Raw genomic sequence first — 22035 nt, 5'->3', positions numbered from 1 at the left:
ATAAATGCTTTTATAGCAGTGGCTAAATGAGTTTATTTATACCTTCCACTTTTTGGGTGCTGAATAAGAATGTTACAACTGATAGCCTTATAGATAGACAAACGAGCGAAATGATTAGGAGGTTTTAAGATATGAAATTAAATAAACTTAAGAAACTAGTAATTGCTGCGGGTATGATGGTATCTTTATCAGCATTTACTTTAACAACAAAATCAGAAGCGGCAACAGGAACAGCACATAAAGTACAATATGGTGAAAGCTATTGGAAAATTGCAAAAGGATTCGGAATACCTGTAAATAGCTTAATGGCAGCAAACCATAATGCGCCTCTTTATGCAGGTGAAACTATAACATTACCATATTCTTCAATCTCAATGTCTGATAAAGATCTTATGGCAAGACTTGTTCATGCAGAAGCAATTGGAGAACCATATGCGGGAAAAGTGGCAGTCGCTACTGTAATCCTGAACAGAGTTTCAAGTCCTGATTTTCCTAATTCTATTAGAAAAGTGATTTATCAAATCTCAAACGGACACTATGCATTCACTCCTGTCCAAGATGGGCGAATTAACCAACCTGCCGATGCAGCTTCAAAGAGGGCTGTTAATGAAGCTATAGCCTTCAAAGGCCAAGGTAATGGCTCACTATTTTTCTACAATCCAAGAACAGCTCAAAGTAAATGGATTTTCTCACGACCGGTTACGGTTACAATCGGAAATCATCGATTTGCAAAATAGGTGCCTGGCACCACCCGAATTTTCTTGTTTCACATAATTGTTTCACATCCATAAAAAGCAGTGGATTCCGTTTTTTGGAATGCCACTGCTTTTTATTATCTTTAATTAGTGAAGAAAGTACTCAAAGAATGTCGAAATTTCTGGTGACAAATTTTATTTACTATGGAATAATGTATGCGTGGATGCATAATTCTGAAAATTATAAATCAACTGCATCATTGAACTAACTACCGATAGTAAGCAATCTTTTTTATTATTATGATAGTGAAATGATTGGCATAAAAATTGCAGTTAAGTATATTGAATTTTCTAAAAGAAGAGGAGGAGTGAAAAATTAGTATTAATAAAAGAGGTATTTACCCATTGCAAGCGGTTTAATTATTTAATTTTTGGGGGAATGATATGTGGAAAATACTGTACATTTAAAAAGGTCGCTCAAGTTATGGCAAATTGTCGTTATGGGGCTCTCTTATATGGCTCCCATGGCTGTTTTTGACACCTTTGGAATTGTATCTGGGGAAACAAATGGGCATGTTCCAACAGCTTATATCATTGCATTACTTGGAATGCTATTTACAGCGATAAGTTACGGAAAACTCGTTCGGGTCTTTCCAGAAGCTGGATCGGCATATACCTACACACAAAAAGCGATTAACAGCCACTTGGGATTTCTTGTAGGCTGGTCATCTCTGCTGGATTACTTGTTCTTGCCCATGGTCAATGCACTTTTAACAAAACTTTATTTAAATTCTTTATTCCCTTCCGTTCCTGATTTCATTTGGGTATTGATTTTTGTTGGAATCGTTACTTTTTTAAACTTGCGAAGTGTTAATATTCTTGCAAACTTCAATGCATTTTTTGTATTTGTTCAAATAGCGATTATTATTGTATTTATCGTCCTTGTTATAAATGGATTAAATCACGGTGAGGGCCAGGGGACTGTGTTTAATTTACAGCCGTTTTTTAAAGAAGGAATGAATGCCTCCCTTCTAATTACAGGTGCAACGATTCTTTGCTTTTCTTTTTTGGGGTTTGATGCGGTTACGACTCTTTCGGAGGAAACACCCGACCCGAAAAAAACAATCCCTAAAGCCATTTTGCTTACTGCATTATGTGGTGGCATAATCTTTATCGTCACTTCCTTTTTTATTCAATTATTTTTCCCAGATATTTCGAGGTTCAAAAATCCGGATGCAGCACTTCCGGAAATTGCCCTTTATGTTGGTGGGAAACTGTTCCAATCGATTTTCTTGTGCACCACTTTGGTAAATACTCTCGCTTCCGGCCTTGCATCTCAAGCTAGTATTTCACGGTTATTGTACGTAATGGGGCGTGACAATGTATTTCCTGAAAAGTGGTTTGGATATATTCATCCAAAATATAGGACACCGGTCTTTAACGTGATCCTGGTAGGAATCATTTCTCTTTCAGCGTGGTTCTTCGATTTAGTAACGGCTACCTCTTTAATTAATTTTGGTGCGTTAATGGCCTTTACATTTGTTAACCTTTCCGTCATAAGCCATTATGCATTCCGGAAGAAAATGCATCGAACACCGAAAGGATTTTTCAATTATGTGATCATGCCATTAATCGGTGCCGGGACGGTCGGGGTTCTTTGGTTCAATCTTGAAGCAAGCTCTCTGATTATGGGACTTGCGTGGTTTGCCATTGGGTTTACATATCTACTCTATTTAACGAAAGCTTTCCGTAATGCTCCGCCACAATTTAAGGCTGAAGAAGCCTAATATATGGTAGCTGAAAACGCATTCTAGTTGATTAGAATGCGTTTTTTTATTTTTCTGAAAAAATTATGCGAATTTGCATAACTTCAATCATTTTTTCATAATTTTCAAAAGCTCATAGCTCCTATGTATTAAAAAAACTCAATAAAACAGCGGTTTTTTCAAGTTGGCACGGAACTTGCTAATACCATTTATAAGAATAAAAAATGAGGTGTTAAAATGACAGTCAGTACACAGAAAAATGATACTAATTTAAAGGAACAGGATAATTCGCTTAATGAATTTCAAGAAACATTAAAGGAAGCGGCAAGCGTCCTAAATTATCCATCTCAAGTATTTGAATTCTTAAGTAGACCAATGCGATTTTTAGAGGTTAGTATTCCAATAACCATGGATAATGGGCAAACAAAGATATTCCAAGGATACCGCGCTCAGCATAATGATGCACCAGGACCAACTAAAGGCGGGATTCGTTTTCATCCAGATGTTACCCCTGAGGAGGTAAAGGCATTGGCCGGATGGATGAGTTTAAAATGCGGAATCACCGATCTTCCTTATGGAGGGGCAAAAGGTGGAATTATTTGCGATCCGCGTGAGATGAGTTTAAATGAGTTGGAAAAATTGAGCCGAGGCTATGTAAGAGCAGTAAGTCAACTTGTCGGGCCAACAAAAGATATTCCGGCACCTGATATGTATACAAACTCTCAAATTATGGCCTGGATGCTGGACGAATATGACCATATCCGTGAATTTGACTCACCAGGATTTATTACCGGTAAGCCAATTGCCTTGGGCGGGTCCAAAGGCCGCGAAACAGCTACCTCTAAAGGTGTTTTATATACTTTACAAATGGTAAGTGAATTGAAAAATATGCCGTTAAAAGACATGCGCGTTATTATTCAAGGTTTTGGTAATGTCGGAAGCTATCTAGCTAACTATTTATATGAATTGGGAGCAAAGGTAATCGGGATTGGAGACCTGCTTGGCGGGGTATATGATGAGAATGGTTTAGATATCCCTCATTTAATTGACAGTCGGGATTCATTTGGAATCGTCAGCAACCGTTTTAATCAAGCGATTACAAACCAAGAATTATTAGAAAAAGAGTGCGATGTTTTAATTCCGGCAGCGATTTCTGGTGTCATTAATAAACAAAATGCCCACAAGATTAATTGTAATATTGTCATTGAAGCAGCGAACGGACCGACTACAAAAGAAGCGTTGAACATTCTTGATGAACGGGATATTCTTGTTGTCCCTGATATCCTTGCAAATTCCGGCGGAGTCATTGTTTCCTATTTTGAATGGTGTCAAAACAATCAAGGCTACTACTGGAAAGAGGAAGAGGTAGACAGCCGTCTTAAGGAGAAAATCACTGATAGTTTTAAAAATGTATATAACACTTCAAAAAGATACAACGTCAATATGAAAATTGCTGCCTATATCGAAGGAATTCAACGATTAGCAGAGGCTTCAAGATTAAGAGGCTGGCTTAAATATTAAGAGGCTGGCTTAAATATTAAGCAATCTTAAAGAACAAGGTTGATTGGAGCGGAAGGCACGAAGACTCCTGTGGGAGTACGGGACAGGGGAGACCCCACAGGAGCGAAGCGACGAGGAGGCTCCCCGAACCGCCCACGAACCGCTTGTGCCTGGAGTGGAAATCAACAACTAGTTTCACAGGTCAAATATTAAAAAAGGGGGATTTTTTGAATGAAATTAGAATTCTTATCTGAACAAAAAGAACAGCAGCTTCTCCATTATTTTTGTCTTATATCCAATAACCATCGTTACGATTTAACGATTGGGTATTCCGAGCATTTTTTCGGAAAAGCAATGGTCACCTCCTTGCAGACTGGAAACATGGTATTACTTTGCCAGGAAGATACCCCTAACGATGAATTTTGGGCAAACAAATTAGGAATTGAACAAGAAGACATTCCTGAATTCTATGAATTTTTTGATCTTGTCTTACACACGCAATCTTTTCAGGAGCAATATGAACATTAGGAGGTTAGAAGGCATGGATTTTGATGTGGTTCTTAGCCCTGTATACGGAAAGATTGAAAAAGTTTCCATAAAGGGAGAATCCAGAATTTATGAGTGGGAACCATTATTTACAATCAAAACTGCAGATGGTATCGTCGAAACGATTCAAACGGGAATAAGCGGAGAAATTCATTCATTGGAGGTTCAAGAAGGGGATCAAGTCATTCCCGGAATGGTCCTGGCATATGTTAAAGAAGATTTGTTCTTTACAGGAAGCGACTAACTTTTTAAAAAAGGAAGATGGAGATTACATCTTCCTTTTAAGCATTTTTTTCTATTTGAAATTTTCTGTATTACGTGTAGTATAAGATTGACAAGGCTTTAAGGGGGATGTAATAGATGTTTTCCGTGGCAAAGGAAAAAATTAAGCCAATAATAGCAGTTGAAATCAGCGAGAATCAAGAAATAGTTGGATCTTCCATTAAAAACATCAAGGAACCCTTTTTATTCCTGAAAAAACAGGACAAATTATTTGCCTATGCGATAATGAATACACCATTACTTGAAAAGCTGGAAAGGCAAAATTTCGAGTTAGCGGTTTTACTTGAGCATACAAAGTCAATTGAAAATGTCTGTTATTTAGGGGAACATATTTCATTACCCGTCCTATTTCAAATTGTCGGGGAACCATTTGCAATCATAAGAGGAGAGGATGGAATTCCGAGCGGCTACATTCTCAGGGAAGACATCCTGGCAGAGCTTTTTAAACAAGAAAATAAAAGTGTGGATTTATTAAAAATCATGCTTACCTCGATACCAATGGGGATGTTTGTTTTAGATAAAGAAAAACGAATCATCAATTGTAATGATGCTGGCTTAAAAATGATTAAATCAACCTCCGATCAGGTTTTAAATCTTCCGGCAGAAAATATTTTTAGCGGAGAGCACATTCAGAATGTTTTTGAAACCGGAAAAACGCTTCTAAATCATCTCGAAATTACCAACGGAACAGGGGTCCTCGTTGATTATAGTCCTATATTAAACTATGACCATGAAGTAGATGGAATCATCATCGTGGTACAAGATTTACCAATGGTTGAAGAAATGGCGATGGAAATTGAGCATATCAAGGATTTAAATAAAGACTTAAATGCCATTCTTTCGAGCATTTATGATGAGATACTAGTAGTAAATGCGAAAGGTGAATTAATCAGGTACAGCGAAAACATCATCCAGGACTTTTGGAAGGTAGATTTAAAAGAGTTGATTGGGAAAAATATGTTCCAGCTTGAGGACCAAGGGTTGTTCACACCTTCTGTGACAAGGCTGGTTATGGAACGAAAGAAAAAGGTTTCTGTTGTTCAGGAAACGAAAAATGGAAGACGGATTCTTGCGGTTGGAAATCCTATTTTTAATGATAAAAATGAACTAGACCGTATCATTATTGCTTCCCGGGATATTACAGAAACAACGAAGCTAAAAAGCGAATTAAAAGAAATGAAGAAAATCTCAGAGCAGTATAAGAAGGAATTGGATACGTTTAAAAGTAAGGACCGCTTTTTAAAAAAGTTAATTTATTGCAGCCCGAAAATGGAAAAGATTATGAGTCAAGTAAAGAAAATTGCTGATTTTTCTTCCACTGTCCTGCTCAATGGGGAGTCCGGTGTCGGAAAGGAAGTTATTGCTCAAGCAATTCATCAGCTAGGAAAACGAGCGGAATATCCATTTCTAAAATTGAATTGTGGTGCCATCCCGGAAAATTTATTGGAAAGTGAATTATTTGGATACGTGAAGGGTGCTTTTACTGGTGCCGATAAGAACGGAAAAGACGGATATTTCAAACAAGCGGATGGGGGAATCCTGTTTCTAGATGAAATTGGTGAGATGCCGATGCATCTACAAGTAAAACTGCTGCGAGTTCTACAGGAGCAGGAAGTTATTCCTGTCGGCAGTACCACTCCGTTTAAGATCAATGTCCAAATCATTGCCGCTACAAATAAGAAATTAGAGAAGATGGTGGAGGAAGGCACTTTCCGAGAGGATTTATTTTACCGCCTGAATGTCATTCCAATTCATATTCCGCCTTTAAGAGAACGGGTTGAGGACATTTCACTGCTTGCATTTCATTTTCTTCAGCAGTTAAATGAAAAATATGAGCGGAACTATCATTTAACACCAGATGCGATTAATGTGATGGAGTTTTATCCATGGCCCGGTAATGTAAGGGAATTGCAAAATATTATTGAAAGATTAGTTGTTTCTGCGGATGAGCAGGCTATTGATGCGGAATTTGTCAGCCAGTTTTTATCATTAGGCTATGAATATAAAAAAATGAAGCCTGTAATTACGAGAGTCATTCCTCTGCAGGAGGCAATCGATCAGGTGGAGGAACAGTTGATTGTCCTCGCTATGAAGCAATATAAAACAACAACCAAAGCAGCAAAGGCATTAGGAATCAGCCAGTCCTCCGTCAGCAGGAAATATCAAAAAATTGTAAGTGAGAAAAATCTAAATACCGAAAAATTATCCACATAATCACCAAAAGCTGCATCAGACCTAAAATCTGATGCAGCTTTTTTTATATTCATAATGATTTATGCAAAAAATAATAGGTTTATGCAAAAATGAATAGCTTTCTATAAAGTAACTCGATAAATCCTTTTATTAATAGCTTTTTAGAGTTGGCACGCTTCTTGCATTAATAGATAGTGAGGATTAATTAAGGAGGAAATTTCACATGGTCGAAATAAAAAACCGAGTTGCAAATCTAAAAATGTTTATTGATGGCGAATGGAAAGATTCTGAAAATCAAGAAACACGCCCAGTCATTAATCCAGCCAATGGGGAAGTGATTACCCATGCACCTGAGGGAACAGTCGCAGATGCACGCGCGGCAATCTTTGCTGCCCGCAGAGCCTTTGAAGAGGGAGTATGGTCCGGTTTATCAGCACAGGAAAGAGCCTCCTATTTATTTAAAATTGCTGACAAAATTGATGAGTATGCGGACGAATTAACTCAGCTTGAAACAATGGACAACGGTAAAACCTTAAGAGAAGCTGGGGGCGATATTGGTGACGCAGCTGCTTGTTTCCGTTACTATGCAGGGTTGATTACTAAACCTGATGGCTTTACCTACCATGTAGCAGATCCAATGCAGGCGATGGTAGTCCGTGAACCTGTCGGCGTTTGCGGATTAATAGTTCCGTGGAATTATCCATTACTAATGAGTGTTTGGAAAATTGCCCCAGCATTAGCTGCAGGAAATACAATCGTCTTTAAACCATCTGAAGTGACTCCGGTAACACCGAAAAAATTATTTGAAATTTTTGAAGAAATCGGATTGCCTAAAGGTGTTGCCAATATGGTCATGGGTGCCGGCGCAGTTGTAGGAAATGAAATAGCCTCTCATCCTGAAGTAGACATGGTTTCGTTTACCGGCGGCACGAAAACAGGAAAACATATCATGAAAACTGCGGCAGATACCATGAAAAAGGTTTCTTTGGAGCTAGGCGGTAAATCACCAAATATTATTTTTGCAGATGCTGACTTTGAAACCGCGGTAGATTGGGCATTATTTGGAATTTATTGTGGTACAGGTCAGGTGTGTTCATCTGGATCAAGAATTCTTGTCGAAGAAAGCATTTATGATAAGTTTGTTGACCGTTTTGTCGAAAGAGCGAAGCAAATTAAAGTTGGTCCAGGGAATAATCCTGAATCAGAAATGGGACCACTTGTCAGCCAGCAACACATGGAAAAAGTTCTTCATTATATTGACCTTGGAAAACAAGAAGGTGCCAAGATTGCATGTGGCGGTAACAGAATTGTAGATAATGGTCTAGAAAATGGCTATTTTGTTGAACCAACTGTTTTTGTTGATGTAAACAATGATATGAGAATTGTTCAAGAGGAAATCTTTGGTCCCGTTGTTTGTATTCAAAAATTCAAGGATGAAGCTGAAGCGATCCAACTTGCTAATAGCACTGTTTACGGCCTTGCTGGTGCTGTATTCTCAACCGATGGAGCAAAGGCTTTACGAGTGATTAAAAAGGTTCGTTCCGGAATTACCTGGATTAACGCTTACCACCCAACTTACAACGAAGCACCGTGGGGCGGTTATAAACAAAGCGGTATCGGAAGAAGTCTTGGAACTTTCGGTCTTGAAGAATTCCAAGAGATTAAACAAATTAATATTAACCTCCAGGTTGAACCAATCGGCTGGTTCTCAAACTAATTTCTAAAAGTGAAAGCGCCCGATTAAGGGCGCCGGAACTTGAAATATATATAAACAAAATTCAAATATTTATAACTAACAAGGAGAGATAAACATGAGTATCGATTTTAAAAGTGAAGTAAAAAGTGAAAAGAATCAAAATGTAACCGAATATATTAACAAGGTTTTAAATTTAATAGAAAAAGAAGATATTACGAAAGAAGATGCAGCTTGGATTACAAAAGAAACCCTTGATGGTTTCCGTGAAAATGTTAACCCTGGATTCCTTGAATACCGCAAAACCGTTACTGAAGGCGGTCAATTCGCTGCAGTAGAATGGTCTGATAGCGGTGCAGGCTTTAAAGATGTTAATGGTAAAGAATATATTGACTGTCTTGGCGGTTTTGGAATTTATAATGTTGGTCACCGTAATCCAAAGGTTGTCAAGGCTGTTACGGACCAATTAAAACGCCAAGCTCTTCATAGCCAGGACCTTCTTGATCCGCTTCGTGCGATGCTGGCAAAAATTTTAGGCGAAATCACACCAGGTGATTTGAAATATGCATTCTTTACAAATAGTGGTACTGAAAGTGTCGAAGCAGCTCTTAAACTTGCAAAAATGTACGGTGAAAGAACAACCTTCATCTCTACCACTCGTGCTTTCCATGGTAAAAGTCTTGGGTCATTATCCGGAACGGCAAAAGGAATGTTCCGTAAACCATTCCTTCCATTAATTCCAGGTTTCCGCCATGTTCCATTTGGCGATATCGACATGATGAGAAAAACGTTTGAAGTTTGTGCTTCAGTCGGTGAAGATGTTGCAGCGGTTATTCTTGAACCAATCCAAGGTGAAGGCGGAATTATCCTTCCTCCAGAAGGCTATTTAAAACAAGTAAGAGAGCTTTGTGACCAATATGGTGCCTTACTCATTTTTGATGAAGTACAAACAGGTATGGGTCGTACAGGTAAAATGTTTGCTGCAGAATTATATGATGTAGTACCGGATATCATCTGTCTTGCAAAAGCGTTTGGCGGCGGTGTAATGCCTGCTGGTGCTATTGTGGCTAAAGAAGAAGTATTTAAAAGCTGGTTCGAAAATCCATTTATGCATACAACAACATTTGGAGGAAACCCACTTGCTTGTGCAGCAGCCATTGCAACTATTGGTGTGTTAATTGAGGAGAATTTGCCACAGCGTGCTGCCGAGGCTGGGGAATATTTCCTTGCAGAGTTGAAGAAAGCAGCGGAAGGTCACGAAGATAAAGTTCAAGAAATCCGTGGTCAAGGTCTAATGATCGGAATCGAATTCCATAAGGATGAAATCGGTTATGAGGTATCCAAAGGTATGTTCGATAATGGAATCCTTGTTGCAGGAACATTGATTAACTCAAAAACCATTCGTATTGAGCCTGCTTTAACAATCAGCTACGAAGAAATTGATAAAGTAGTCAGCACCTTTAAGCAAGTGCTAGCTCAAGTGAAAGAATAACATCTATTAGATAGAGGTATATGCAAATAAGGGGGAGCAAAAAGACGTGGAAAAGAAATATGTAAAGCTCCAAACATCCATTCCAGGCCCAAAATCGCAGGAACTATTAGAGCGCCGAAACCAATATGTTCCTAAAGCAATCAGCAACAATATTCAATCCTTTGTGAAAAAAGCGCAGGGCGCAATCGTGGAGGATGTTGATGGAAATATTTATATTGATTTTGCCGGGGCAATCGGAACCTTGAATGTTGGTCATTCCCATCCCAGGGTGGTAAGAGCCCTTCAGGAACAAGCCAGTCAATTTATTCATACAGGCTTTAATGTCATGATGTACGAATCCTATATCAAGCTTGCGGAGAGACTCTGCAAGCTTGCCCCTGGCAATTTTGCGAAGCAAGCAGCCTTTTTTAACAGCGGTGCAGAAGCCGTTGAAAATGCGGTTAAAATTGCAAGAAAATACACGAAACGCCAAGGAATTATCTCTTTTACAAGGGGTTTCCATGGTAGAACGTTAATGACGATGACCATGACAAGTAAGGTGAAGCCGTATAAATTTGGGTTTGGCCCATTTGCACCGGAGGTTTACAAGGCACCATATCCATATGTTTACCGCCGCCCTGATGGGATGAACGAAGAACAATACAGCAAAATGATTATTGAACAATTTGAACAGTTTTTAGTTTCTGAGGTGGCACCTGAAACCATTGCAGCAGTCGTGATGGAACCGGTCCAAGGTGAAGGTGGATTTATCGTTCCGGACATTGCCTTTGTCGGGCGTGTCCGAGAGATTTGCGATCAATATGGCATTTTATTTGTAGCTGACGAAATACAAACCGGTTTTGCCCGAACAGGTAAATATTTTGCCATTGAACACTTTGGCGTTGAACCGGATCTAATTACCATCTCTAAATCGATGGGAGCAGGGGTGCCAATCAGTGGTGTGATCGGTCGTGCAGAAATTATGGATGCTGCTGAAGTTGGTGAAATTGGCGGTACATATTCAGGCAGTCCGCTTGGATGCCGTGCTGCACTAACCGTTTTAGATATTATTGAAAGTGAAAATCTTAATGAACGTGCGGAGAAGCTAGGAAATAGAGTTGTAGAGAAAATGCAAATCCTTGCTGAGCGCTTTGACTGTATTGGCGATGTCCGGGGTCTTGGTGCCATGTGTGCAATGGAAATTGTGAAGGACAAGCAGCTAAAAACTCCTGATAAGGAAACGGTTGGGAAAATCGTCAAAGCTGCAGGAGAAAGAGGGCTTTTATTATTAAGCGCGGGAATTTTTTCTAACGTTATTCGTATCCTAATGCCGTTAACCATTACGGATGAACAGCTTGAAGAGGGTCTCAAAATTCTTGAGGAATCCATGGAATCGGTGTTTGCCATTGATCCGGCCCTGTAAAAATCGGAGGTAAATGAATGGAAAGAGTAGAAAAGAAGTATCAAATCTATCCGATGTATATAGATGGAAATTGGATCGGTAATGATTCTGAGATTTTTACTGAAATCGTGAATCCGGCAACAAAGGAAGTTGTCGGTGCTGTCCCAACAGGCGGAGCCTATGAAGCAATTAAAGCAGTTGATGCAGCTCATACCGCGTTTCAAACCTGGTCAAAAAAGACAGCCGATGAGCGTTATCAGATATTAATGAAATGGCATTATTTAATCGAAGAAAATAAACATGAGATTGCTAGAATTATGACAATTGAGCAAGGAAAACCTCTTAAAGAAGCTTTGGGAGAAGTGGTTTACGCCAATGGATTTATCTCTTGGTATGCTGAAGAGGGAAAAAGAATTTACGGGGAAACGATTCCTGCCTCACATCCAAATAAGCGGATCCTTGTTCGAAAAGAACCTGTTGGGGTCATAGCGGCCATTACGCCTTGGAATTTCCCGGCTGCGATGATTACCAGAAAAGTCGGTCCTGCGCTAGCTGCAGGCTGTACAGCCGTTGTAAAACCGGCCAATCAAACACCGCTTACAGCATTAAAACTGGCTGAGCTCGCCCATGAAGCAGGGGTGCCTAAGGGAGTTATAAATGTCGTAACCGGAAGATCTTCAGAGATTGGTGATGTTTGGTTAAAGGATTCCCGCGTAACGAAAATTACCTTTACCGGTTCGACAGAGGTTGGGAAAACATTGATGCGTGGGGCTGCAGACACCGTTAAAAAGGTGTCACTTGAACTTGGCGGAAATGCTCCATTTATCGTTATGGATGATGCCGACTTAAGAAAAGCGGCTGCGGGTCTCGTGCAATCCAAATTCCGTAATGCCGGACAAACCTGTATATGTACGAACCGTGTCTATGTTCAAGAATCAGTCGCAAATCAATTTGTTGATTTGTTCCAAAATGAATTAGAAAAATTAAAGGTCGGTAATGGTTTAAATGAAGGAATCGATGTTGGTCCATTAATTGATCAAGCTGCTTTATCAAAGGTGGAAACACTTGTTGAGGACGCAGTAAATAAGGGTGGAAAAATTGCGTTTAGCGGTGTAAAGCCAGCTGAAGTAAACGGATATTTCTACGCTCCAACCATCATAACGAATATTAATGATGAAATGGAATGTATGCGGGATGAAATTTTTGGGCCGCTTGCCCCTATTGCAACCTTCAAAACGGAAGAGGAAGTTATTTCTCGTGCAAATGATTCCATTTATGGGCTGGCTGCGTATGTCTATACACAAAATTTAAGCCGTTCCTTTAGAATAACGGAACAGCTTGAATATGGAATTATTGGTTTGAATGATGCCTTACCATCGACGGTCCAAGCGCCATTTGGCGGATTTAAGGAAAGCGGCCTTGGCCGAGAAGGCGGTCATTACGGGATTGATGAGTATTTAGAAGTTAAATATATATCAATTGGCATAGATTAAGTTTATTATAGTTTAATATTTTATAGGAACTGCCTAATTTATTTAAACCTCCTTTTCAAAGGACTCCAAATAAAAGCCAGTAAAACCTTCAGTGATGATTTTGTCATTGATTGTTTTGTTGGCTTTTTTTATCGAATTTAGGAGGAAAATGCCGAAGTTTTGTTTAATATAATAGGAAAAGAAATAAAGAGATGGGTGAAATTATGGCGGGCTTAAATACTTATTTTTTAGCAGGGCACTCTCGTTTGCCTCAAGGAATGGCGGCACAAAATGTGTTTGAATCTTTAACGATCACGGTGGAAATCGATAAAAAATACGGAGTGATTATTGAAGCCTCCTGTACGCTAGCTACAGAACATGGCAGGCATTATGTCCAGCAAATATTAAAAGGGCATAGTCTTCAGGACGGAATTGAGGAAATAGTTGAGATTTTCAAGAATGATTATCGCGGAAAAGCTGCAAATGCGTTAATTGCTGCTATTAAAGATTTGTATAATCAATATATTAGTCATGATAACTCATTGCCTATTTAAATGGGCAAAGTCCATGCTGCTTAATTTAGCACATGGCTTTTTTTTGCTTTAAAAAATATGGACTGCTGTGGTACGATAAAGGGTAAAAGCAGAGGAAGAAGAGGGACAGTAAATGGTAAAAACAATTCTTTTTGATGTCGATGGGGTTCTATTAAGCGAGGAGCATTATTTTGATGCCTCAGCACTGACGGTTTGGGAACTGTTAATCAGCAAAAATTATTTAGCTTTAGCACCTGAGTTGTTTAAAACAAGCTATACTGAATCTGAGATTCAACATATTCGCACACAGGTGTTTGAGAATGATCAAGTATTAAAGCTTCAAAAATCACGAGGTCTAAATGCAAACTGGGATATGATTTATTTAACCTTTTGCTGCCAGCTCATTCATCTGTTTGAACAAATTATCGATAGTGAACGTGAAAAAATTAATCAGTGGCTCAAATCCCCAATTTCAAGGGATGCTTTAGTAGAAATGGGACAGGTTTTAAGCCAATACCAGGTTCAAATGAATTTCCCTTTATTTATTGAAGAGTTTGAACGCTCACATGCCGTTAAACAAGAGCTTTTAGGTTACCTAAATGTACTAGCAAAAGAAAAGCTAGGGATCGAAACGTCTATATTTGATAAGGACCGGACGCTTTGGTCCGTTTGTGAACATGTATCCCAGGAATGGTACGTTGGTGATGAAAATGTATTAGAATCTACGGGGAGACCATCCGTTCAGCTAGGTAAAGAAGGATTTTTAGCAAATGAAACAACGTTGGCACCAAAAGAGGATATTGCCGAGTTTTTTAGTCTCCTAAAAAATTCTGGATACAAGATTGGAATTGGGACTGGCAGGCCTGCCCTAGAAACGATATTGCCTTTTCAGCATTTAGATTGGCTAAAATCCTTTGATGAAAAGCATATTGTTACAGCCGATGACGTGTTGATCGCGGAGAAGGAGTTCCCTCAAGAAGGGTCCTTGTCTAAGCCGCATCCATACACCTATATATTGGCTGAACAGGGGAAAGGGGCTTCTCTAATTGATTATTTGAATACCCCGCTGCCACTTGAAAACAGGGAAGAGCTTTTGGTTGTGGGCGATTCGTTAGCAGATCTTTTAGCGGCAAGAACCATCGGCTGCAAATTCGCTGCCGTTTTAACAGGATTATCTGGAAAAGATGCCAGAAGTGAATTTGAAAAGCATGAGGCAGATTATATTTTAGATTCGGTGCTGGATGTAAGGAGTATATTATAATAAAAAAGGGATGGCAGCTATGCCATCCCTATTCTAATATTACAATAAGCTTTCTACTTTCTGCGGGTCTACCTGCCCTGGTTCAGATGGAACGAAATTCTCTAACTCTAGCAATTGCACCTCTTCAATGCCCACGGTTAGGTTCAAGGCTTGCAGAACATTAGTATTCAGGGTTTTATCAAGGGTTAGGACCATGATGGCCTCGCCTCCAACGGCAGCTCTACCTACCTGCATCGTGCCGATATTGATTTCATAGTCGCCAAGAAGAGAACCTACTTTACCAATCATACCAGGAACGTCCTTATGTTTAATATATAATAGATGTTCCTCCGGCTTCACATCAATCCGATATTGGTTAATCTTCACAATTCTTGCACCGTAGCCATTTAGGACCGTTGCACCAATTTTAGCCGTTTCATCACCTTGAGAAATTGTCAGCTCCATATAATTAGCGAACCCTTTATTAGTAGCATTTTTTTGCACATTATAGGAAACACCTTGTTCCTTTAGAAGGTGTAGGGCATTAATTAGATTGACAGAATCGCTTAAATGATAGGAAAGAATTCCTTTTATCATGATACGATTTAATAATTCTGTATCTTCTTCAATTAGGTCCCCGTAATAATTGATTTCAATTTTAGCAGGAGCTTTTTTTAATAATTGAACAACAAGCTGGCCAATTTGATCCCCAAGCGCTAAATATGGCTGCATTTTTGCCTGAGTTTCCCCTGACATTTGCGGCATGTTTACGGCATGATGGATCGACTGCGATTCAAAAATTTCAATGATTTCAGCGCTGACCTCTTGAGCAACCTTTTCCTGTGCTTCTACTGTAGAAGCTCCTAAATGCGGTGTCACGATAATATTTGGATTTTGCAATAATTCAGGGTCTGCCACTGGTTCTTTTTCAAAAACATCCAGTGCCGCTCCCGCCACATGACCTGATTGAACCGCACGAACCAGCGCCTTTTCATCAATAATTCCACCGCGAGCGCAATTGATCAAGCGGACGCCTTTTTTGGTCTTTTGTAAATATTCCTCATTAATAAGTCCTTTTGTATCGTTTGTCAAAGGGGTATGGATGGTAATAAAGTCTGATTCCCTTGCAATTAGGTCAAGGCTGGCTTTCGTAATCCCTAATTTTTTCGCTCGATCATCAGTTAAATAGGGATCAAAACCCAAAATGTTCATTCCAAAGCTTTTAGCCCGTTTTGCCACTTCTGCTCCGATTTTACCCATTCCGATTACACCAAGGGTTTTCTTATACAATTCAACCCCTTTAAACGAGTTGCGATCCCATTCACCGGAAGATGTTTTCTTGTGAGCCTGAGGGATTTTTCTTGCTAAAGAAAGCATCATCGCTAAGGTATGTTCTGTAGCGGCAATGGTATTGGCGCCGGGTGCGTTAATAACAATAATCCCTTTGCGGGTGGCGGCATTCACATCGATATTATCTACACCGACACCTGCCCTTGCTATAACCCGTAGCCCGCTAGCTTCTTGAAGCAATTCTTCGGTAACCTTTGTTTGACTGCGGACAATCAAGGCATCATACATACCAATAATCTTTTTTAATTCTTCCGTTGGCAGTGTTGGCTGTCTGTCCACAATAAAATGGGGATGATCAAATAATGCCTTTAAGCCTGTATCGCTAATTCCATCGGTAACCAGTACTTTATACATTTCCATTCATTCCTCCCAGTTTAAAATAAAAAATCCCTCATAACAGACAGTTGTGTCGTGTTATGAGGGACGTGATCAACCGTGGTGCCACCCTCTTTTGCTGCATAGATTCCATACAGCCTCAACATGTTAACGGTTTTTACCGGGCAGGCCTACATACTATTTCGGCGTGCCAGTTCAGAAGTGCTGGGTATGTTAAGTAAGGACACCGGTTCACAGCAGCCACCGGCTCTCTGAAGTCCCTTATTAATACCGTCTTCATCATTACTATTTTAAATTGAATGCAATTTTTTTGTATGAATTTATTGAATATTCTACATCCATATGTTTAGAATTGTAAAGGGCTAATGAAATTATTTTCTGAATAATCTTATTAAAATTTTTCCAAGGAGTTGCTATGCCTTGTGGGATAAGGCGGAGAGCGATTACAATTATATTTAAACAGAATACATCTATTGTAAAAAGATTTAGAGAATTATATAATGTCTACTATACAAATACATTTGTGCATTTAGGGTGGACTTTTAGGAGGGAAAGATAATGAAAGCTATCTCAATTGGATTATTAGGTTTAGGAACAGTGGGATCTGGCGTGGTACAAATCATCAAAAATCATCAAGACAAATTAATGCATCAGGTTGGATGTCCTGTTGAAATAAAAAAAATACTTGTAAACGACTTACATAAAACGAGGTCTGCGGAGATTAATACGCAAGTTTTAACAAATAACCCTGACGATATCCTACAAGATCCGGAAATTGATGTGGTAATTGAGGTAATGGGTGGAGTAGAAGAAACGAAAAAATATTTGCAAAGTGCACTTCAAAGTGGAAAGCATGTGGTCACTGCAAATAAAGATTTGATGGCTCTTCACGGTTCTGAATTATTAAAGCTAGCCTCGGAAAATGGCTGCGATTTGTTTTACGAAGCCAGTGTTGCAGGGGGAATCCCAATTTTAAGAGGTTTAGTTGACGGGCTTGCTTCCGACCGAATTACTCAATTAATGGGGATTGTTAATGGTACAACGAATTTTATTTTAACAAAAATGAGCTCTGAAGGACTTGCCTATGAAGATGTCTTAAAAGAAGCCCAAGAGCTTGGATTTGCGGAAGCAGATCCAACTTCAGATGTTGAAGGATTAGATGCTGCACGTAAAATGACCATCCTTGCAACATTAGGTTTCTCTATGCATATTGACCTTGAGGATGTAAAAGTCAGCGGAATTACTCAAATTACTGAAGAAGATCTACGGTATGGTAAGCAGATGGGCTATACAATGAAACTAATTGGGAATGCTCATCGCGAGGGTGAAAAAGTAGAAGTGAGCGTTCAGCCAACCTTTTTATCTAATAATCATCCGCTTGCATCTGTGCAAAATGAGTACAATGCGGTATATGTTTACGGAGAGGCTGTCGGTGAGACGATGTTCTACGGACCTGGGGCAGGAAGCTTGCCAACAGCAACAGCGGTTGTTTCCGATTTAGTGGGTGTAATTAAAAACTTAAGACTTGGTGTTAACGGAAGAAGTGCGGTGGCACCACAATATCCGAAACGACTGAAGGATGACTCGGAAAAGTATTCGAAATACTTCCTACGTATTCATGTGCAGGACGAAGTTGGCGTATTTGCTGAGATTACCTCGATTTTTGCTAAATATGGTGTTAGTTTTGAAAAAATCCTTCAGATGCCGGTAACAAAAAATGAAACCGCAGAAATTGTTTTAGTAACGCATCAGGCTTCTTTAACCGATATTGAGGATATTTTAGTAGAGTTAAAGGATTTATCCGCAGTTAAGGAAGTTAAGAGTTCGTATAAAGTGGTTAGAAAATAGAGATTAAGGAGCTGTCTGTGGATGACCCTCGATAACAGAGTACAAATCAAAGTTCCAGCAAGTTCTGCCAACTTGGGTCCAGGATTTGATTCCATTGGAATTGCTGTCGATTTATATTTAACATTAGAAGTAGAACAAAGTAATCATTGGGAATTTATTGCGGAAACTGAGGAATTAAGTCAATTCCCCAATAATGAGGAGAATATCATGTGTCAAGTGGCTCTTAAGGTTGCTTCGAAATATGGAAAGACCCTGACGCCATGTAAAGTGAAAATTAATAGCGAAATTCCATTAGCCCGTGGACTTGGTTCAAGTGCTTCGGCGATTGTTGCAGCGATTGAATTAGCTGACTTTGTTGGAAATCTTGGGTTGAGTATCTGTGAGAAGCTATTGCTTGCAACTGAGATGGAGGGGCATCCAGATAATGTTGGAGCATCGCTATATGGGGGATTGGTTGTGGGATGCTATCACCATAATGAAGTGGACCTTGTGTCATTTCCCAATCTGGCGTTTGAGATGATCGCTGTTATTCCAAATGAGGAATTATTAACAGTGGATTCGCGTGGAGTTTTACCGGAAGTGCTTCCTTATTCGGAGGCAGTTCAAGCCTCTGCTACCGCAAATGTATTAGTTGGTGCCCTTCTTAGTCAAAATTGGGAGCTAGCGGGAAAAATGATGGATTCCGATTTATTCCATCAGCCATACCGAAAACAGCTGATTCCTTTTTATACTGAGATTGAGGTAGCAGCCAAAGCAAATGGTGCCTTTGGAGTGGCTTTAAGTGGCGCAGGCCCAACAATGCTTTGTTTTGCAGAAAAAGGGAAAGGCAGAAAAGTTGCCGAATCACTTCAACAAACCTTTTCAGCCATGTCCGTGAAACTTTTAAACATCGATGATACCGGGAGCAGTGTTTATAATTTAGAATGTGCAAAATAAAAGGGCAGCCTAGCTGCCCTTTTTATTTGCTCTCTTTAATAATTCACCGTGTTAATTTGTAATATTATTAGAGTTTAGTCTGTGCAACAGGCCCTTTGGCAAGGACAATCAATATATTGGCATTTAGAATGTGCAAAATAAAGGGCAGCCCTAGCTGCCCTTTTCTAGTTATTCAGAAAATCCTCGAATGCTTCTTTACTAAGTGGTTTACTAAACAAATACCCCTGCATCTGAATACAGTCTTTTGATCGTAAAAATTCCTTTTGGTAATCCGTTTCTACACCTTCGGCAATTACATCAAGATGAAGCCCTCGGGCCATATTAATAATCGCCTCCGGAATCTCTGTATTGGCAAGATTCTCGGTAATATTTTGAATAAAAGATTTATCAATTTTTAACGTGTTAATCGGCAAGTTTTTTAAATAACTTAGGGATGAGTACCCTGTACCAAAATCATCAATGGAAACAGAAATACCCATGTTTTGGAGTGATTGCAGCGATTGAACAAGTTCCTTTGAATTTGTAAGAAGAATACTTTCCGTAATTTCGATTTCGAAATTCTTTGGATCTAATTTACTGTCCTGCAAGATTTCCTTTACCTGTTTCACCATATTACAAGGCTCTTGAAACTGCCTTGCTGAGAAATTTACTGAAATGTTTAATGACTGATGATATTTCGTATTCCATTCACTTACTTGGTGACATGCTTTCTTCATGACGATTTCCCACAAAGGTTGAATTAATCCCGTTTCCTCTGCAATCGGAATAAAAACTTCCGGAGAGACAAAGCCCAATTCTTCATCCGTCCATCTTAATAATGCTTCTGCACCGTAAATAGTTTCGGTATTAACATTCATTTTTGGCTGATAGTGAACATCTATTTTTTGATTCTCGATTGCTTTTCTTAGCCGTGACTCCAATCTTGGCCGTTCCTGACTTAATTTACTAATACGCTCATTATAGATAACGACTCGATTGCCGCCCATATTTTTTGCAGAGTACATTGCCATATCTGCATAGATGATTAATGTGTCCAGGTTACTTGTGTGCTCTGGGTACATACTGATTCCACAGCTGGCACTTAGGTAAAGTTCAATTCCGTCAATTGAGTATGGTTTTTTTAAGGTATTAATGATAGTCTCTGCAACTGCTTTTGAAGCCTTCACATCTAGATTATTCATCAAAATGATAAATTCATCGCCGCCTTGTCTTGTAATGATGTGATTATCCTCGGGCAGGCATTTTTGGATTCGATTTGCTACGATTTTCAGTAACTCATCACCTTTGTTATGTCCGAAGGAGTCATTAACATGTTTGAAACGATCCAAATCAATAAATAAAACCGATACGGTTTCGCCTTTTTCATTTGCTTGATCAATAATAGGTTGCAGCTTTTCTTGAAAGTATCTTCGATTGGTCAAACCAGTAAGCGGATCGTGATACGCTTGGTATTCAATTAGTTTTTTACTCTGGTTTAAATCATTTACATAATGTTGTAAATGATTTGATAAAGCGTTCACGTTTTCTGTCAGAAATCCAAGCTCATCTTTACGATTTAGATGTAATTTTTTTCCGAAATTACCTTGGGCAATTTCATTCACTTGCTCAACGATGTAACCAATTGGCTTGGTAATGGACCTGGAAAAAATAAAACTAAAAATTAAAACGACAATCATAATTACAATGGAGAGCATAATATGAACTTTTAGCTCGTGTAACAATTCATTCTGGATAAGGCCATAATCATAAACAAGGCAAATTACATAGAGTTGATCATGTTTGCTTTTCACTGGAACGAATGTTTTCATGATGTATTTGTCTTTGATCGTGTCTTTATAGGATTGGAGTTTATTGGTTTCTGCCGCCTTTTTTACTAGTTTAGAATCCACGGCAATATTTGAATATTCTTTATAGGAACCATACCAAATAGGCTCGGCGGAAATACGGGTATAATAATTACCGTTTAAATGGACAACTTCCTCTTTTTTGCCAAAGCTTTTAGGATTCAATACAGACATTTCCAGAACACCGGGTTCCTTTGTAAAGTTCTTAATTACTTTCCCGGGACCAAATCGATCTTCATATCCAAGAACTGTATTGTCACGAAAATAGGGATCAATTATATAATTGGTTGAGCCATCGTAGTAATAGCCCCATTTATCAATGTGATCTGGATTGGATGAGGCTTTTTCCATTGGTCCGGACCAATAGAAGGGCAAAGCTAAACCTTTTTTTACAGTGACAGGCTTTAATGCTAAAAGCTGAAGGTAGGCATCATACCAATAGCCCCAACCCTTTGTTCCCATATTTATTTCTTTTGGATCAGAGGAGCGGACTCCTACTACGTCATCCTTTGTCTTGGCTAAAAGTGTAATATGGGAAACTCTTAATTCTTTTGCAAGTACTTTTAGCTGTTCATTTGTTACATCCTGGTATCGAGGGGGAAGTGCTTTTTTTATAGCAATTGAGGCAATTCGTAACTCTCTTGCAAGGATGTTTTCCACATATTCTGATCCCTGTTTAGTATTTTCAACCTGAACAGAAACCTCTTTGGTAATCATGGCGATTTCCTTTTCATTATAGTCAAGTAGTTGATTTTTTGACCGAATATAATGAAAGGCATTATTCGCAACTAAGATCATAAATACAATGAGACAAAATATTAATGGAAGTTTCTTTTTAATCGACAATGAAGCAACACTCCAATTATATAAACATTTTGAAGGATTTTGGAATTTAGTATTTTCCCCGTGGGAAACATATTTTAATTTT

The 22035-nt window shown here is 39.0% G+C and carries 16 protein-coding genes and 1 other annotated feature; of the genes, 14 read left to right on the top strand and 2 right to left on the bottom strand.

Features of this window, described 5'->3' with window-relative positions; translation table 11 throughout:
- Positions 1-173: 173 nt before the first annotated feature.
- From ACFQZ9_RS29780 to ACFQZ9_RS29725, 12 genes are all read left to right on the top strand, one after another.
- On the top strand, positions 174-737 hold the full coding sequence (locus tag ACFQZ9_RS29780) for a cell wall hydrolase (protein ID WP_498947146.1): 564 nt from the start codon (positions 174-176) through the stop codon (positions 735-737).
- A 404-nt stretch (positions 738-1141) separates the two neighbouring features.
- Positions 1142-2482 carry an APC family permease gene (locus tag ACFQZ9_RS29775; protein ID WP_498946942.1) on the top strand — a complete coding sequence of 447 codons (1341 nt, stop codon included), beginning with the start codon at positions 1142-1144 and terminating at the stop codon, positions 2480-2482.
- Positions 2483-2698: 216 nt separating this feature from the next.
- Positions 2699-3982 carry a Glu/Leu/Phe/Val family dehydrogenase gene (locus ACFQZ9_RS29770; RefSeq protein ID WP_498946940.1) on the top strand — a complete coding sequence of 428 codons (1284 nt, stop codon included), beginning with the start codon at positions 2699-2701 and terminating at the stop codon, positions 3980-3982.
- A gap of 210 nt (positions 3983-4192) precedes the next feature.
- Entirely contained in the window at positions 4193-4489 is a 297-nt protein-coding gene (locus ACFQZ9_RS29765) for an SAV0927 family protein (protein WP_327835174.1), read from the top strand.
- Positions 4490-4502: 13 nt separating this feature from the next.
- Entirely contained in the window at positions 4503-4751 is a 249-nt protein-coding gene (locus ACFQZ9_RS29760; protein WP_498946937.1) for a biotin/lipoyl attachment domain-containing protein, read from the top strand.
- 116 nt (positions 4752-4867) lie between these two features.
- Positions 4868-7003: a sigma-54 interaction domain-containing protein gene (locus ACFQZ9_RS29755; protein ID WP_498946935.1), complete on the top strand. Its 2136-nt coding sequence runs from the start codon at positions 4868-4870 to the stop codon at positions 7001-7003.
- 202 nt (positions 7004-7205) lie between these two features.
- Positions 7206-8699 (top strand): aldehyde dehydrogenase family protein, encoded by a 1494-nt coding sequence (locus ACFQZ9_RS29750; RefSeq protein ID WP_498946934.1) that lies wholly within the window; start codon positions 7206-7208, stop codon positions 8697-8699.
- A gap of 94 nt (positions 8700-8793) precedes the next feature.
- Entirely contained in the window at positions 8794-10167 is a 1374-nt protein-coding gene (locus tag ACFQZ9_RS29745) for a putrescine aminotransferase (RefSeq protein ID WP_498946932.1), read from the top strand.
- A 46-nt stretch (positions 10168-10213) separates the two neighbouring features.
- Positions 10214-11569, top strand: coding sequence for a PLP-dependent aminotransferase family protein (gene gabT, locus ACFQZ9_RS29740; RefSeq protein WP_498946931.1), 1356 nt, complete (start codon positions 10214-10216; stop codon positions 11567-11569).
- A gap of 53 nt (positions 11570-11622) precedes the next feature.
- Positions 11623-13041, top strand: a complete 1419-nt coding sequence (locus ACFQZ9_RS29735) for an NAD-dependent succinate-semialdehyde dehydrogenase (protein WP_498947145.1) — start codon at positions 11623-11625, stop codon at positions 13039-13041.
- A 203-nt stretch (positions 13042-13244) separates the two neighbouring features.
- Positions 13245-13574 carry a DUF3870 domain-containing protein gene (locus ACFQZ9_RS29730; protein ID WP_198310669.1) on the top strand — a complete coding sequence of 110 codons (330 nt, stop codon included), beginning with the start codon at positions 13245-13247 and terminating at the stop codon, positions 13572-13574.
- A 112-nt stretch (positions 13575-13686) separates the two neighbouring features.
- Positions 13687-14814 (top strand): HAD family hydrolase, encoded by a 1128-nt coding sequence (locus ACFQZ9_RS29725; RefSeq protein ID WP_498946930.1) that lies wholly within the window; start codon positions 13687-13689, stop codon positions 14812-14814.
- A 39-nt stretch (positions 14815-14853) separates the two neighbouring features.
- Here ACFQZ9_RS29725 and serA read toward each other — a convergent pair whose 3' ends face one another.
- On the bottom strand, positions 14854-16497 hold the full coding sequence (gene serA, locus ACFQZ9_RS29720; RefSeq protein ID WP_498947144.1) for a phosphoglycerate dehydrogenase: 1644 nt from the start codon (positions 16495-16497) through the stop codon (positions 14854-14856).
- A 62-nt stretch (positions 16498-16559) separates the two neighbouring features.
- Positions 16560-16771, bottom strand: a binding site (T-box leader).
- Positions 16772-17037: 266 nt separating this feature from the next.
- Between serA and ACFQZ9_RS29715 the strand changes: the two genes are divergently transcribed.
- Entirely contained in the window at positions 17038-18327 is a 1290-nt protein-coding gene (locus tag ACFQZ9_RS29715) for a homoserine dehydrogenase (protein ID WP_308913963.1), read from the top strand.
- Positions 18328-18348: 21 nt separating this feature from the next.
- On the top strand, positions 18349-19263 hold the full coding sequence (gene thrB / locus ACFQZ9_RS29710; protein ID WP_498946928.1) for a homoserine kinase: 915 nt from the start codon (positions 18349-18351) through the stop codon (positions 19261-19263).
- A 164-nt stretch (positions 19264-19427) separates the two neighbouring features.
- Here the strand turns inward: thrB and ACFQZ9_RS29705 are convergent, their stop codons facing one another.
- Positions 19428-21953 (bottom strand): putative bifunctional diguanylate cyclase/phosphodiesterase, encoded by a 2526-nt coding sequence (locus ACFQZ9_RS29705; RefSeq protein WP_498946926.1) that lies wholly within the window; start codon positions 21951-21953, stop codon positions 19428-19430.
- Positions 21954-22035: the final 82 nt, after the last annotated feature.

The sequence above is a fragment of the Neobacillus sp. GCM10027624 genome, assembly GCF_042675345.1.
In the GTDB taxonomy this organism is placed as follows: Bacteria; Bacillota; Bacilli; order Bacillales; family Cytobacillaceae; genus Neobacillus; species Neobacillus cucumis_D.
Note: the sequence above shows the minus strand (reverse complement) of the source record. Positions and strands in the feature narration are given on the sequence as shown.